We start from the raw sequence: 13,716 nt of genomic DNA on the forward strand, positions 1-13,716 counted from the left end.
GGTTATTCCTGTACGTCGGTCTGGCCGGAGGGTGTTTCCTCATCGCGCAGCCGGTGCAGGTGGGCGATATAATAGCGCATATGGGCGTTATCCACGGTGCGGTGCGCCTCGGCTTTCCAGGCGTCATAAGCCGTCGCGTAGTCCGGGAAAATCCCGACAATGTGGATGTCGTCCACATTTTTGAACACGTTTTTGGTGGGATCAGTCAGCTCTCCGCCGAAAACGAGATGTAGCCTCTGGGTCATGGGTCAGGTCCTTTGAGCGGGGTCAGCCGGAACGTTGCCGATAAGCCCGCCCAGGTCAAGGTTTCAGCCTGGATCAGCGGCGCAGGGCCGTGATCAGCCCCGGATGCATATCGCGTCCTGCGGCAACGACACCGTTAAGCAGTGGTCTTTCATTGTTGAAGCGCAGGGCCGCGCCCGATTTGTCGGAGCAGACGCCGCCGGCTTCGGCCACGATGATGGCGCCGGCTGCGATGTCCCATTCCCAGGTTGGCCGGAACGTGAGCATGCCATCAAAGCGACCCTCTCCCACAAGCCCGAGCCTGTAGGCCAGCGACGGGCGATAGGCGCGGCGGAACCCCGGAACCACACCTTCGTGCCAGTGACCGGGGTCGGTGGTCGGCCGGGCGGCCAGCAGTTCGCAACCGGTGATTTCCCGGCCCGCAGAGGCGCTCAGCGGTGTGCCGTTCAGAAATGCGCCACTCCCTTCCGCAGCGGTATAGAGCTTGTCGCGCTGTGGCAGGCAGATCGCGCCGGCGGTGATCCGGCCCTGATGAGCGATGGCGACGGAATGTGCCCAGGTGCGGGAGCCTTCCTGAAAGCTGCGGGTACCGTCGATCGGATCGACGATGAAGACAGTCTCCCTGGACAGCCTGTCGGCGGTATCCTCGCTCTCCTCAGAGAGCCAGCCATAGTCCGGGCGGGCCAGCCGCAGGGTTGCCTCAAGGCATGCGTTGACGGCCAGATCGGCCTCGGTGACCGGCCCCGCGCCATCCGGTTTGTCCCAGAAACGCGCGGATTTGCCGGTGTAGCTTGTGGCCACACGGGCCGCCAGCCGCACCGCATCCGATAACAGCGCGAGATCAGTTTCCTGCAAGGGTCATTCCCGGCACCAGCAGGGAAGGTACCCGCCGGCTCAGGTGCGCGCGCGCATCATTGGCCGGCACGATGGCACTCAGCATTTCCAGCAGATTTCCCGCTATGGTGCATTCATTCACCGCATAAGTGATTTCACCGTTCTCAACCCACAGGCCGGCCGCACCGCGCGAATAGTCGCCGGTGTTGGGGTTGATCGTCGAGCCGATCATAGATGTGACCAGCAGGCCGGTGCCCATATCGCGAATGAGGTCATCGCGGCTGGCGCTCCCCGGGGTCAGGGTCACATTCCAGGTACTGGGGCTGGGCCCTGAAGAGGGGCCGCGCCCGGCATTTGCGGTCGAGGGCATTCCGAGGCGTCGTCCGGTCGCAAGATCGAGCGTCCAGCCGGTGAGCACGCCGTCCGCCACGATGTCGCGCGGCTTTGTCGGCAGACCTTCGGCGTCAAAGGGGCGCGAGCCGGAGGCGCGCGGGCGGTGCGGATCCTCATGCAGGCTCAGCGTCTCCGGCAGGACCTGCGTGCCGAGCGCGTCCCGCAACCAGGAACCGCCGCGCGCTACGGATGCCCCGTTGGCGGCCACCAGAAGGTGACCGATGAGCGAAGAAGAAATCCGTTCGTCAAAGAGCACCGGATAGCTGCCTGTCGGCGGTTTGCGCGCGCCCTGTCTGGCCAGCGCACGTTCAGCGGCAGAGCGCCCGATGTCTTCGGGAGAGCGCATGTCGGACTGAAAAATCCGGCTGTCGCCGTCGTAATCGCGCTCCATATCGACGCCCGATCCGGTGATCGCCACACAGGACAGGCCACGGTCGGTCCGGCGATACCCGCCACTGAACCCGTTGCTGGCAGCAAGATAGATGTCGCGCGCTGAATATCCGGCCGACGCAGACTGCACCTGGGATATTCCGTCTGTGGCAAGCGCTGCGGCCTCAGCCGCACAGGCGTCTTCCTGCAGAGCATCCGGGCGGGGCTCATCTGCGGGATCCGCCAGCTCAAAAGCCGCAATATCATAATCACCCGCCAGCTGATCTGCGGAGGCCAGGCCCGTATGCGGGTCCTCGGGTGCTTCTCGGGCCATGGCAACGGCCCGCTGTGCCATTTCGTCGAGCGTGCGCTCGTTGGTGTCGGAGGCCGAAACGCTGGCGGATCTCTGGCCGATAAACACACGCAGGCCCAGATCCACACCCTCGGACCGCTCGGCCTGTTCCAGGGTGCCGGCGCGCACGTCGATGTTGACCGATGTGCCGCTGATCGCGATCGCATCCGCTGCATCCGCGCCGGCCTTCCTGGCCGCCGCCAGCAGTTGTGTCGTCAGTGTTTCCAAGGTCTGCGCCATACTATCCGCTCCGTACCTGCTGAACCGGAGGTAGCGGCGCAGGCCGCAACCTGCAAGGGGCGGGGCAAAAAAGCGGGTCGCGAACGGGTGGTTACTGGATGCGCTGCCCGTTTGCCATCACATGGCCCTGTTCGTTGATCTCGATGCGCGAGGTCAGCGTGTCGGGGGTGTCGCCGGGAACCGCCAGCAGGCCCATCATCATGCGGGCCGCCATCGCCTGTTCTTCGGGCAGCAGGCCAATGGCCACCAGCCGGTCTATCAGTCCGTTACCCCCTTCAAGACGCAGATTAACACCGCCGACGGGTTGTGGCGGGCCGACATCCTGACTGTTGTCGAAGGTGAACGCTCCTGTGCCGGTAAGCTCTGCTCCTGCGATGTCGAGGCGCAGCGCCTCGATATCTGCGGATTCAATTTCGGCCGGCGTCTCGCCTTCCGACTGAGCCGCAGTCAGGGCTGTCGGATCGAGGAAATCAAAGAGAACTTTTGCTTTGCCGGTGATCTGCAGGATCAGCGTGGCCGGATCCCGCGGCAGTTGTGCGCCCGGATCAATCAGCGCCCAGATCGCCTCGTCAGTGGAAAAACCCTCCATAGAGAACCCGAGCGCGAATGCCCCGGCAGTGTCGGCTGTGCGCAGCGGCATCGACAGGTTAAACCCTGTGTCGGCCACACGGAATGCAATGGGAAAAGGTACGGACGGTGCCGAGATCTGAACGTCCATGCCGGACTGGCCTGCGGCATAGGTCAGACCGTCCTTGTTCATTTTTACATCCAGCGAGGAGGCATCCGACGTGATATCACCTGAAAACAGCGCATCCGGCGTTGTAGACATAATTTTCACGTCGTTTCTGCCGGTGGTAAACGTGCCGTCGACGGCAAAGCCGGCCCCCAGCATCGTGTTCATATCGGTTTGCAGCGATTGCGCCACCATAAGCGGAACCTCGGCGATACCGGCAAATTTCACTTCGTCCATCGAGCCGGTGATCCGTCCCTCGCCTTCGCCTGACGGGTCGCTGAAGATCATCGAATAGGTGGCCGTCTCGGCATTCAGCGCCTGATCGTAATTACGGGTGCTTCCCAGCAGCATGTCGGTAGTGCCGGAGAGCCCGCTCATATCAACACGCAGCGTATAGATCTCTTCTTCGGTCTCGGTGCCGTCGATTTCGAGCCCGTCGGAGACAAAGGAGATTGTATCAGCGGAAAAGACATAGCTCAGATCAGCAGGTGTGCCGGATGCTGTGACAACCGCGCCCTGCTGGCGATATTCCATATTGGATCTGCCACGCACGCCGTCGTCGATTTCGAATTCGGTGGTTATGGGCACAACTTCGGGAAACCGTATATCGACCGATCCGTCGCCATTCTCTGACAGCGTGAACGTGCCCAGCTGCATTTGCATGGTGCCGGCTTCGGGTCCGAAAGTCCCGGTCATTCCGACATCAGACGCCGTCAGAACATTGCCCTGGCGTGTGGTGGTTCCGGTCATCTCATAGCCGATGCCGGCCATATAAGCCTGGAAATCAGCCCAGATATCGTCCGCTGTTACATCTGCTGATGCCACAGAACCCGTTGCCATGAGTGCAACCGCTGCACTCAGCGTTTTCTTGGAGAAAAACATCACATCGTCCTTTGAAACACCGTTTGTCGCATGGTCTGTTAAGCACGGACGGGGGTCAAGGGGGTGCCGGGGGTGGACGCGGCGCTGGCCGGCGATTACCACGGGGACCGGACGAGGGCCGCAAAGGGGTAAAGCAGATGGATATGTCAGGAAAAGCAGTCATGATCACCGGGGCCAGCCGCGGTATCGGGGCAGAGGCCGCGCGGGTATTTGCCGCAGCAGGCGCACAGGTAGCGTTGCTGGCACGCAGTCAGGCCGAGATCGGCGCGCTGGCCGGAGAAATAGGCAACCAGGCGATTGCAATTCCCTGTGATGTTGCCCGGCAGCATGAAGTTTCGGCCGCGGTCGCGACGACCGTTTCCGAGTTCGGCGGTGTCGATGTGCTCATCAACAATGCGGGCGTCATTGAACCCATCGCCCGGATGGAAGACGCTGATCCCGAAGGCTGGGCCACGGCGATCGATATCAACCTCAAAGGTGTCTTTCATGGTATGCATGCAGTGTTACCGGTGATGAAAGCGGCCGGCGGCGGCAGCGTTCTGACCGTGAGTTCAGGTGCAGCGCACAGCCCGATCGAGGGCTGGAGCCATTATTGTGCGTCTAAAGCGGCGGTGCATATGCTCACCGGATGCCTGCACAAGGAAGAGGAGGCGAGCGGCATCCGCGCCATCGGTCTTTCGCCCGGCACGGTCGCCACACAGATGCAGCGCGAGATCAAAGCGTCGGGCATCAATCCGGTAAGCGCGCTTGACTGGGATGATCACATTCCGGCTGACTGGCCCGCTCGGGCGCTTTTGTGGATGTGCAGCCCGGATGCCGATGCATGGCTGGGTCAGGAAATTTCGCTGCGCGACGAAGAGATCCGCCGCCACGCGGGTCTGATCTGAGCGCCGTACGGATCGGTGCCGACCCGTGAGCACACAACAATATCGTAAAAGATCAGAGCGCCCTTCGGGTCTGATTTTCGGGGCTTGCTCCGACCTGCACCGCCGGGCAAAACTCAGGGCGCGCCGGCGCTTATGGAACGAGGAGCGGAAACTGGAATTTGATCTTTCCAACCAACCGGCGATTGTTCAGCAGGCGGCAGACGACGCTCTGCAGGGGTTTGAACCGGCCAGCAGCCGGGCGCTCAGCCCTGCCACCCGGCTCCGGTTTGCGGAACATGTGGTCGCCCGTCTGCCGGCGCTGGTCGCTGCCCGCCGGACGGCTGGTGCGCTGGGGCGGCTGCGCGTTTGCGGCAACGGCGGTATCGGTTTTGCGGGAAAGTACCGGGTAACCGGCCCGGGTGACCGGCCCGGGAAATATATCTCCGACCTGTTCTCTCTGATCCGGAATGCGCTTGAAAAGCGCGCCGTCAGAACGCCCTGTTCGCAGCGTTTGCTGGAGATCAGAGGCCGGTTGCCGCGGGCGGAGGTGTGAGCCGCGCGCTGGTCATCGGGGCTGGCCCTGCCGGGCTGATGGCGGCGGAGACACTCTCGGCGGCCGGGGTCACTGTGACGCTTTGTGAGGCGAAACCATCGGTCGGGCGCAAATTTCTGATGGCCGGAAAATCCGGGCTCAATCTGACGAAAGACGAGCCTGTCGCCGCACTGCTGTCACAATATGAGACTGTCCCGCCGGCGCTCGATGCCGCTTTGCGCGCGTTTGATTCACCGGCTGTGCAGAAGTGGACGCAGGGTCTCGGACAGGAGATTTTCACCGGCTCGACCGGCAGGGTCTTTCCCAGCGCGATGAAAGCATCGCCACTGCTGCGCGCCTGGCTCGCCCGCCTGAACGGGCAGGGTGTTACCGTGCGAACGCGGTTGCGCTGGAGAGGTTGGGATGCAGGTGATGCGGTGTTTGACGGGCCGCAGGGCCGCGAGACCATTGCTGCGGAGGTAACGGTGATTGCGACCGGCGGGGCAAGCTGGGCGCGGCTGGGCTCCGACGGTACCTGGTCTGATGTCCTCGAGGCCGAGGGTGTGGCTCTTGCCGCTTTTGCACCTTCAAACGCAGGTCTTGTGGTGCCCTGGAGCACCCATATGGCGCCGTTTTTCGGGCAGGCGATCAAATCCGTACGCTGGAAAGCGGGCGATATCACCTCGCGCGGCGAGGCCATCTTATCCGCGCGTGGTCTTGAGGGGGGCGGTATCTACAGCCTTTCGCCGGCATTCCGCGCCGGTGCTTCCCTGGCCGTCGATCTGGTGCCGGATCTCAGCCACGCAGCGCTGACCGACCGGCTGCCGGCGCGCAATGCGCGGCTTGGCCCCTGGCTGAAAAGCACACTGAGGCTGCCGCCTGTTAAAACAGCGCTTGTCTTTGAGGTCGGGCGGGCGCTGGCCACACTGCCGGCGCGCTGGCCCGGATTGCTGAAAGCGCTGCGTTTGCCGGTTGCGGGCTTTCTGCCAATGGACGAGGCGATCTCGACGGCAGGCGGCGTGCAGTTTGACGCGCTCACGCCTGAGCTGATGCTCAAAGCGATGCCGGGCGTGTTCTGTGCGGGCGAAATGCTCGACTGGGATGCGCCCACCGGCGGCTATCTGATTACCGCCTGTCTTGCGACCGGACAGCATGCCGCCCGCGGCGCACTGGCCTATCTTGAGGCGGCCGCCTGAAACGCCGGGCGGTTGCGCAGGTTTTTGGCATAGCTAAAGAGCTTTTCATCCGTGCGGGGAAAATTCGCCCCGATTGCCCAGTTCAGACAGTGGCAGGCCAGAATATCGGGGATCGTCAGACTGTCGCCCATCAGAAACTCACCGTCGAGCCGGTCTGACAACCGGGCCGCCGAGGCCTCGAATTCGGCCTTCAGGGTGTCCTTGACGGCCGGTACCCGCTTTTCTTCGGGCAGCACAAAGCTGTGCTTGGCGGCAGCCCAGAGCACAGCATCAAATTCATCGATCAGCCAGAATGTCATCGCGTCCTGACGCGCGCGCGCGATTGTGCCCGCGGGGGCGGTCAACTTGCCGTGTTTGTCCGCCAGATAGGTCACGATAGCCATCGAATCCGTCAGAACTTCGTCGCCATCGACAAAGGCGGGGATTTTCCCGGTGGGGTTAAACTCTTTCGCCTCATCCGACCGCGCTGCTGCCGGAATATGCTCATAGGGCGCACCGATTTCTTCTAACGCCCAGAGAACCCGCATTGCGCGGGATTTCACCGCCCCGATAACTTTGTACATGATGGCTCTCCTTGTGATGCCGTTGCTGCGCGGACCCTGACATGCTGCCCCTGTGGTGACAACCGGTGCCACTCGCTGTCATCAGCCCGCGCTGTCACAGGGGCCGTATCTGAGCAGAGGAGACTATTATGCCCCGGACCGGAAGCCGCCTGTGTGGCACGGTAGAATATGAGATCAGGGCCGATATATCGCAAACAGGAGCATGCCATTGCGGCATGTGCCGCAAATGGAGCGGCGGTGTTTATCCGGGTGTCGAGGTGCCCGATGGCGGGCTGCCGATCACACGTACGGATCAACTGAAAACCTGTACCTCATCACCCTGGGCCGAGCGGGTGTTTTACGGCGCCTGCGGGAGCAGACTGTGGTACCGGGTGTCTGCGCCGGGGTCGCATCAGGGCACGTATCATCCGGGGTTTGGTACGCTGGATGATACCGACCGGATGGAGATGACGTGAGAGGTTTTCATCGACGAAAAACCGGATGCCTGCAGCTTTGCAGGCGACGCCCGGAGGATGACCGAAGCTGAGTTCATGGCGCTTTTCGGGGGAGGTTAACGCGCAGCCAGCATCGCGAGGCGGATAAAGGCGCGTTCGACCAGGGCCATGCCCGGGGCATGCTGCCCGGCAGAGCGCAGCTGCAGATCGGTATCAGTGAGCACACCCAGAGCGGTTTCAAGCCGCACAGCGCCCCATTTGCGGGACTGCGCGATCATCCGCTCGCGGTGTGGCCCGAATATGACCGGACGCCCTGAGGTGTCACAGGCCGCGCGGTGCAGAGACCTGAAATGCCGCATCGCACCGATGCACAGACCGACCGGGGTCACGCCCTGGGCCACCAGCTTTTGCATGACCGGCCCGATCTCCGAGGCGCGGGCTTCGGCAACGACCATCAGAATGTCGTCCACATCGGCCTCGGTCGAGGTGGGGGCACAGGCCGCGATATCCGGCATGGAGACCGGGGAGGCGTCATTAAGTTTGTAGAGCGCAAGCTTTTCAAGGGTCTGACGGAAATCGCCGGGATCGATCGCCTGCGCCAGATCATTCAGCGCGGCCATGACCTCGCCCGCGGGCTCTTCAAGCCCTGCATCGCGCAGCGCATGGGCGATCTCTTCGCGCGTCGGAGGATTGTCATAAATGGCGGCGGCAAAGGCGTCAGGGTGGCTTTCGAAAGCCTTTCGCAGTTTTGACGCGGGCTTAAGATCGCCCGCAGTGATCACGATCTGCGCATCGCCCTGTTGCCAGTCTGCAAGGGCCGCAAGCACTGCCGCTGCTGTATTTTCGTTTGCCTCTTCAACGAACACCGCGCGCGGACCAGGAAAAAAGCCCACGGCTTTGACGGCATCCAGCAAGAGCGCCGGGTCCTTGCGCACCTCATTCCCGGTCATCCGTGCCAGACGCATTTCTTCTTCGGCGGCGGGGCCCAGAAGCGCTGCCAGCATCTGCTGGCGTTTGAGCGCAACACGCATCCCGTCGCGCCCGTAGATCAGCAGGCCGGTTTTGTCCGGATCCGGCTTTGCGAAATAGCTGGTCGCGTCGCGGGTAGAGAGCTTCATGTCAGATCGGCAGTGAAAAGCCGGGCAACGATCTGATCGCCAAGCAGAACCATCAGCCGCTGGCGCGCGTCGCGCTCGGCGGCAAGCGTGGCAACGGTTGTCCCGGTCGCGGAATAGCCGGTGAAGTTATCCACCGACCCTGAGGTGACGATGCGGCCCGTTGCGCTTTCGATCAGCGTATAATCCGCCGCCCCGAGCAAGTTGAACCGCAGAATGTCGCCTTTCTGGTCAACAGCAAGGTTTTCCTGACCGGTCGCAACGACAAGGGCGAGGCGATAGACCGGCGTTTCGCTGCGCCCGAGACGTTGTTCGAGGCGGCGGGTCAGCAGATAGCCGTCCACCGCGTCGGGCTCATCGACCAGCACCTTGTTCTGCAGCGCCTGCCCGGCGCCGCCCGGGGCATAGACCGGCTGAAAACCGCAGGCGACGAGCACCATCGGCAGACACAAAAGGGCGCGGCGGTTAAACAACGACATTCACAATCCGTCCGGGAACAACGATGATCTTTTTCGGGGTGGCTCCGTTCAGCGTTCTGATCACAGCCTGATCCGCAAGCGCGGTTTTTTCAACATCTTCCTTGCTCATATCGGCCGGCACAGTGATCTCGGCGCGACGTTTGCCGTTGACCTGAACAGGCAGCGTGATTGTGTCGGAGACCAGCATCGCGTCATCCGCCGTGGGCCAGGCGGCGGTGGTGATCAGTCCTTCACCGCCCTGACGCGCCCAGATATCCTCGGCAAGGTGCGGGGTCATCGGCGACATCAGCTGCGCCAGCGTCCGGATCGCTGCGTGCTGTGCGGCATAACCGGCCTTCGATTTTTGCAGCGTCGCGGTGAAGGCATAAAGCTTTGCGATTGCCGCGTTGAACCCGAAGGATTCGATGCCCATGGTCACATCATGGATGGTGACATGCATGGCGCGGATGAGCGCATCATTGCCGTCGCCCTGGTCTTCCTTATCCATACCGGCGATACGCTCGCTGAGGTTCCAGACGCGCGACAGGTGTTTGAATGCGGCCTCAGCGCCCGAGGCCGTCCATTCCACATCCCGCTCGGGCGGGCTGTCAGAGAGCACGAACCAGCGCGCGGTGTCCGCGCCATAGGCCGAGATGATATTGACCGGGTCCACCACGTTCTTTTTCGATTTTGACATTTTGGCGGAGGGGATGATCTCCACGGCAGGCCCGTCTGCTCCGAGGCGCGCACCGGATTCGGTCCAGTGGATGTCTTCGGGCAGGTGATAGACCGGGCGATCATTCTCGTCGCGGGTCATGTAAATCTCATGCGTGACCATGCCCTGCGTGAAAAGCGCATCGAACGGCTCAATCGCCGTTTCCGGCAGATGCCCCGTGATCGCCATCGCGCGGGCGAAAAAGCGTGAATAAAGAAGGTGCAGAATAGCGTGCTCGATGCCGCCGATGTACTGATCGACGTTCATCCAGTATTGCGCGTCCTCCATTCTGGTCGGTGTTGTCGCATCCGGTGCTGTGAAGCGCGCAAAATACCAGGAACTGTCCACAAAGGTGTCCATGGTGTCTGTTTCGCGCTTACCGGGCTTGCCGCAGGACGGGCAGGGGGTGTCCCGCCACGTGGGGTGCCGGTCGAGCGGGTTTCCGGGCGTGCCGAAATCCACGTCATAGGGCAGCTCGACGGGCAGGTTCTCTTTCTTCTCCGGCACCACGCCGCAGGCCTCGCAATGCACGACGGGAATGGGCGCGCCCCAGTAGCGCTGACGGCTCAGCCCCCAGTCACGCAGCCGGTATTTGGTCACACCCTGGCCCACGCCGTTCGCCTCGCAGAAATCGATGGCGGCATCGATCGCCTCAAGACCTGTCTGATGTGCATCGCCGGCAAAACCGCGATTATAAAAGACCGTCTCGGTTTTCGGCGGCACGTAGGCTTCGGTCAGATCTTCTGAGGCGTCTTCCGAGGGCAGATATGTGGAAATGACCGGCAGATTGTATTTCGTGGCAAACTCGAAATCGCGCTGGTCGTGCGCCGGACAGCCGAAGATCGCGCCCGTGCCGTAATCCATCAGGATGAAGTTGGCGATATAGACAGGCAATTCATGCGCGGTATCAAAGGGATGGCGCACGCGGACGCCGGTGTCATACCCAAGCTTCTCGGCTGTCTCGATGGCCTCTTCGGTGGTGCCGCCTTTGCGACATTCGGCGCAGAAGTCCGCAACCGCCGGGTCGTCGCGTTCAAGAACCTTTGCCAGCGGGTGATCAGGCGAAATGCCGATAAAAGACGCACCCAGCAGAGTATCGGGCCGGGTTGTGTAAACCTCAATCCGGTCGTGACCGTCGGGGGCATCCACAGTGGAAAAGGCAAACTGCAGACCGCGCGACCGTCCGATCCAGTTTTCCTGCATCAGGCGCACCTTTGCCGGCCAGGCCTCCAGGGTGTCGAGGGCGGTCAGCAGCTCTTCGGAATAGTCAGAGATCTTGAAGAACCACTGTGTGAGCTCGCGCCGTTCCACCAGCGCGCCGGAGCGCCAGCCGCGCCCCTGTTCGACCTGTTCGTTAGCCAGGACGGTCATATCGACCGGATCCCAGTTCACCACTGCGTTCTTGCGATAAACGAGCCCTGCGTCCAGAAAATCGAGAAAAAGCGCCTGCTGCTGGCCGTAGTATTCCGGATCGCAGGTCGCGAATTCGCGCGACCAGTCAATCGAGAGGCCCAGCGGCTTCATCTGGTCGCGCATGTCGGCGATATTGCCGTAAGTCCAGTCTTTGGGGTGGCCGCCAATGGCCATAGCTGCATTTTCTGCGGGCATCCCGAAAGCGTCCCAGCCCATAGGGTGCAGGATGTTATGCCCGGTGGCGAGCTTGTAGCGCGCGATCACATCGCCCATGGTATAGTTGCGGACGTGGCCCATGTGGATGCGGCCCGACGGATAGGGGAACATCTCAAGCACATAATACTTGGGCTTGTCCGCGGACCGGACCGCTTTGAAAACCTCGTCCCGGTTCCAGACATCCTGCCAGCGGGCTTCGATCTCGGCGGGGGTATAACGCTCCATCTTTGCGTCCTCTTTAACGTAGCAGCGCCGGGAGCCGTTCAGTCACGGGGCCCGGCGCGGTATTGGGTTTGATATTCTGTCGGGCGGGCGGTCAGAAGCTGGCGTCGAGGTTCCGGATCTGGCGGGCGCGGGTCAGAATAGCGTCTTCTACGGCACGGATGGTGGCGGCACTGGCCGGTCCGTTCCTGGTCTGCAGGGACACGTTGAGCGAGCGCGCATCCAGCGCCGGGTCATCGATCAGCACGGTTGCGCGATAGGCGCGGCCGCCGCCGGGAGGTGTCCCGTAGCCTGTGATGATCACGCCTGTGAACGGATCAACCGATTCGACCGGCAGGAATTCGAGAATTTCGAGCGTTGCTGACCACAGATACTTGTTTACGGCCACCTCGACTTCTGTGTTGCCGCGCCGGAATGCGTCCCAGACTGTCGTCGGTTCGGACTGGCCCGGCTCAAGGTTGCGCCGCTGATCGCTGTCGAGATCGATGGCGCTGCCGGGACGCGCGGGTGGTCCTGCGGGCGCGGAAGTTGTCTGCGTCGAGCTTCCGCCACAGGCAGCCAGCGCAGCCGTCAGGGCTAAAACCCCTGAATACTTCAGATAAGTCGTTATTTTCATAAGGCCGCCCGATTTATGTCCTCCGCGGCACGTTAATCCAACTGGCAGAGCAGGGACAAGGGCGTTCTGGGCTGTGGAGGCGCCATGCAATCCGCTGCCTGTTATATGGCGGATAAACTGTGTGACCTGGGCGCTTTAACGAGTGTGGCAAACCTGCACCATTTTTCCCGGGTCTCGTCACGGTCCCGACCAAGTTCTTGAATGCTGACCGGGAAAGAGCGAAACACACCGCAGGTTCACAATGGATTCTCCCGTGAACAACGAAATAGCAACTGAGGACAAGTTCATGAAAAAACTTCTCATCGCTACAACAGCTCTGGTGGGTACAGCAGGCGTCGTAGCAGCAGATACAACATTCTCCGGCTACGGCCGTTTCGGTATTCTCTATGAGCAAGACCGCGGCGCAACCGACGCTGACCCCGGTGTGGCAACTCAGGAAGAAACACGGCTGGAGAGCCGCTATCGCCTGAACATCGACTCATCCACAGAAACAGACAATGGCGTTCGTTTCGCTGTCCGTGTTCGGATTCAGGGTGACGATGTTTCCAATGGTGAGCAGGGCGCAGCCGGCCTTAACGGCGCACGTCTTCAGGTGAACGCATCTGGCCTGCGCGTTCGCGTTGGTAACGTCTCCGGTGTTCACGATGCGGCAGAAGTTGTTAACTTCTTCGGCTTCGAGCCCGGCCTTATCGGTCAGGTTGGCCACTACTCCACATTCGGCGGCGGCCCGATCGACTTCTACGAAGTACGTTCGAACGGTGTTACCGGCGTCAACGTGAAGTACGAAATGGGTGACTTCGCAGTGATGGCGTCCTACTCGCCTGACTACTCCGAAAACCTCGGCATCGGCCCGAGCACCATTACGGGTGACTACGAAGCATTCGAAATCGGTGCATCTTACACCATTTCCGGCTGGACCTTCGGCGTTGGCTACGGCATGGCGGAAGATGCAGACGCTGGTGCAGATTCATACGACACTGACTTCTGGACAGCGACTGCAACCGGTACCGTCGGTATCGCAGACCTCGCGCTCTTTGTTGGCGACTCCGATAGCAACTTTACACCGAACGACGACGTTGCCTACGGTATCTCCGGCTCCGTTCCTGTCGGCGCAGCGACAAACATCGTCGCATCTGTTGCCGGCGGTGGTGCTGACGACCTGGACGAAGCATACGGCATCGGCTTCACCCACTCCCTGGGTGGTGGCGTGTCCCTGTCCGGTATGGTTGGTTCCAACACTTCCAGCAACACCGTTGCTGACCTGGGTGTTCGCTTCAACTTCTAAGTTGAACGCAACTACCTGAGAAAACCGGGGCGGACCTTT

At 61.6% G+C, this 13,716-nt stretch carries 14 protein-coding genes; 5 read left to right on the plus strand and 9 right to left on the minus strand.

Annotation, left to right across the window (positions count from 1 at the left end):
• Positions 1-2: 2 nt before the first annotated feature.
• The 4 genes from Q0M35_RS06740 to Q0M35_RS06755 all read right to left on the minus strand — a co-directional run bounded on the left by Q0M35_RS06740 (position 3) and on the right by Q0M35_RS06755 (position 4,046).
• On the minus strand, positions 3-245 hold the full coding sequence (locus tag Q0M35_RS06740) for a DUF4170 domain-containing protein (protein WP_295313467.1): 243 nt from the start codon (positions 243-245) through the stop codon (positions 3-5).
• A 73-nt stretch (positions 246-318) separates the two neighbouring features.
• The gene (locus Q0M35_RS06745) at positions 319-1,098 is read right to left on the minus strand and encodes a 3'(2'),5'-bisphosphate nucleotidase CysQ (protein WP_295313469.1); all 780 of its coding nucleotides are present in this window, start codon (positions 1,096-1,098) and stop codon (positions 319-321) included.
• Complete coding sequence (locus Q0M35_RS06750) at positions 1,085-2,431, minus strand: TldD/PmbA family protein (protein ID WP_295313471.1); 1,347 nt, start codon at positions 2,429-2,431, stop codon at positions 1,085-1,087. The genes Q0M35_RS06745 and Q0M35_RS06750 overlap by 14 nt, the downstream gene beginning before the upstream one ends.
• A 91-nt stretch (positions 2,432-2,522) precedes the next feature.
• Complete coding sequence (locus tag Q0M35_RS06755) at positions 2,523-4,046, minus strand: DUF2125 domain-containing protein (protein ID WP_295313473.1); 1,524 nt, start codon at positions 4,044-4,046, stop codon at positions 2,523-2,525.
• Between the two features lie 137 nt (positions 4,047-4,183).
• Here Q0M35_RS06755 and Q0M35_RS06760 point away from each other — a divergent pair, with 137 nt between their 5' ends.
• Genes Q0M35_RS06760 through Q0M35_RS06770 form a run of 3 tightly spaced genes read left to right on the plus strand, consistent with a single transcriptional unit; the run spans position 4,184 to position 6,640 of the window.
• Positions 4,184-4,933, plus strand: a complete 750-nt coding sequence (locus Q0M35_RS06760) for an SDR family oxidoreductase (RefSeq protein WP_295313475.1) — start codon at positions 4,184-4,186, stop codon at positions 4,931-4,933.
• A 25-nt stretch (positions 4,934-4,958) separates the two neighbouring features.
• Positions 4,959-5,465 carry a hypothetical protein gene (locus Q0M35_RS06765; RefSeq protein WP_295313477.1) on the plus strand — a complete coding sequence of 169 codons (507 nt, stop codon included), beginning with the start codon at positions 4,959-4,961 and terminating at the stop codon, positions 5,463-5,465.
• Complete coding sequence (locus tag Q0M35_RS06770; protein ID WP_295313478.1) at positions 5,462-6,640, plus strand: TIGR03862 family flavoprotein; 1,179 nt, start codon at positions 5,462-5,464, stop codon at positions 6,638-6,640. The genes Q0M35_RS06765 and Q0M35_RS06770 overlap by 4 nt, the downstream gene beginning before the upstream one ends.
• On the opposite strand, the gene Q0M35_RS06775 is transcribed toward Q0M35_RS06770, so the two are convergent.
• Positions 6,619-7,203, minus strand: a complete 585-nt coding sequence (locus Q0M35_RS06775) for a glutathione S-transferase family protein (RefSeq protein ID WP_295313480.1) — start codon at positions 7,201-7,203, stop codon at positions 6,619-6,621. The two genes, Q0M35_RS06770 and Q0M35_RS06775, sit on opposite strands and share 22 nt — an antisense overlap.
• Before the next feature lie 128 nt (positions 7,204-7,331).
• Here Q0M35_RS06775 and Q0M35_RS06780 point away from each other — a divergent pair, with 128 nt between their 5' ends.
• Complete coding sequence (locus Q0M35_RS06780) at positions 7,332-7,658, plus strand: GFA family protein (protein ID WP_295313482.1); 327 nt, start codon at positions 7,332-7,334, stop codon at positions 7,656-7,658.
• Positions 7,659-7,753: 95 nt separating this feature from the next.
• On the opposite strand, the gene holA is transcribed toward Q0M35_RS06780, so the two are convergent.
• The 4 genes from holA to Q0M35_RS06800 all read right to left on the minus strand — a co-directional run bounded on the left by holA (position 7,754) and on the right by Q0M35_RS06800 (position 12,392).
• Positions 7,754-8,755 carry a DNA polymerase III subunit delta gene (gene holA / locus Q0M35_RS06785; RefSeq protein WP_295313484.1) on the minus strand — a complete coding sequence of 334 codons (1,002 nt, stop codon included), beginning with the start codon at positions 8,753-8,755 and terminating at the stop codon, positions 7,754-7,756.
• Positions 8,752-9,231: an LPS assembly lipoprotein LptE gene (gene lptE, locus Q0M35_RS06790; RefSeq protein WP_295313486.1), complete on the minus strand. Its 480-nt coding sequence runs from the start codon at positions 9,229-9,231 to the stop codon at positions 8,752-8,754. The genes holA and lptE overlap by 4 nt, the downstream gene beginning before the upstream one ends.
• Positions 9,218-11,779 (minus strand): leucine--tRNA ligase, encoded by a 2,562-nt coding sequence (gene leuS / locus Q0M35_RS06795; RefSeq protein ID WP_295313488.1) that lies wholly within the window; start codon positions 11,777-11,779, stop codon positions 9,218-9,220. Before leuS ends, lptE begins: the two co-directional genes overlap by 14 nt.
• A gap of 91 nt (positions 11,780-11,870) precedes the next feature.
• Positions 11,871-12,392: a DUF3576 domain-containing protein gene (locus Q0M35_RS06800; RefSeq protein WP_295313490.1), complete on the minus strand. Its 522-nt coding sequence runs from the start codon at positions 12,390-12,392 to the stop codon at positions 11,871-11,873.
• A 253-nt stretch (positions 12,393-12,645) separates the two neighbouring features.
• Between Q0M35_RS06800 and Q0M35_RS06805 the strand changes: the two genes are divergently transcribed.
• Positions 12,646-13,677, plus strand: coding sequence for a porin (locus Q0M35_RS06805; RefSeq protein WP_295313492.1), 1,032 nt, complete (start codon positions 12,646-12,648; stop codon positions 13,675-13,677).
• Positions 13,678-13,716 lie beyond the last annotated feature (39 nt).

This window comes from Roseobacter sp., from assembly GCF_024639605.1.
Taxonomy (GTDB): Bacteria; Pseudomonadota; Alphaproteobacteria; order Rhodobacterales; family Rhodobacteraceae; genus Roseobacter.

Excerpts from the sequence above, each read along its gene's own strand:
- Q0M35_RS06740 (WP_295313467.1), bottom strand. The coding sequence starts at position 245 with ATGACCCAGAGGCTACATCTCGTTTTCGGCGGAGAGCTGACTGATCCC.
- Q0M35_RS06750 (WP_295313471.1), bottom strand. The coding sequence starts at position 2,431 with ATGGCGCAGACCTTGGAAACACTGACGACACAACTGCTGGCGGCGGCC.
- Q0M35_RS06755 (WP_295313473.1), bottom strand. The coding sequence starts at position 4,046 with ATGTTTTTCTCCAAGAAAACGCTGAGTGCAGCGGTTGCACTCATGGCA.
- Q0M35_RS06760 (WP_295313475.1), top strand. The coding sequence starts at position 4,184 with ATGGATATGTCAGGAAAAGCAGTCATGATCACCGGGGCCAGCCGCGGT.
- Q0M35_RS06775 (WP_295313480.1), bottom strand. The coding sequence starts at position 7,203 with ATGTACAAAGTTATCGGGGCGGTGAAATCCCGCGCAATGCGGGTTCTC.
- Q0M35_RS06780 (WP_295313482.1), top strand. The coding sequence starts at position 7,332 with ATGCCCCGGACCGGAAGCCGCCTGTGTGGCACGGTAGAATATGAGATC.
- holA (WP_295313484.1), bottom strand. The coding sequence starts at position 8,755 with ATGAAGCTCTCTACCCGCGACGCGACCAGCTATTTCGCAAAGCCGGAT.
- lptE (WP_295313486.1), bottom strand. The coding sequence starts at position 9,231 with ATGTCGTTGTTTAACCGCCGCGCCCTTTTGTGTCTGCCGATGGTGCTC.
- leuS (WP_295313488.1), bottom strand. The coding sequence starts at position 11,779 with ATGGAGCGTTATACCCCCGCCGAGATCGAAGCCCGCTGGCAGGATGTC.
- Q0M35_RS06800 (WP_295313490.1), bottom strand. The coding sequence starts at position 12,392 with ATGAAAATAACGACTTATCTGAAGTATTCAGGGGTTTTAGCCCTGACG.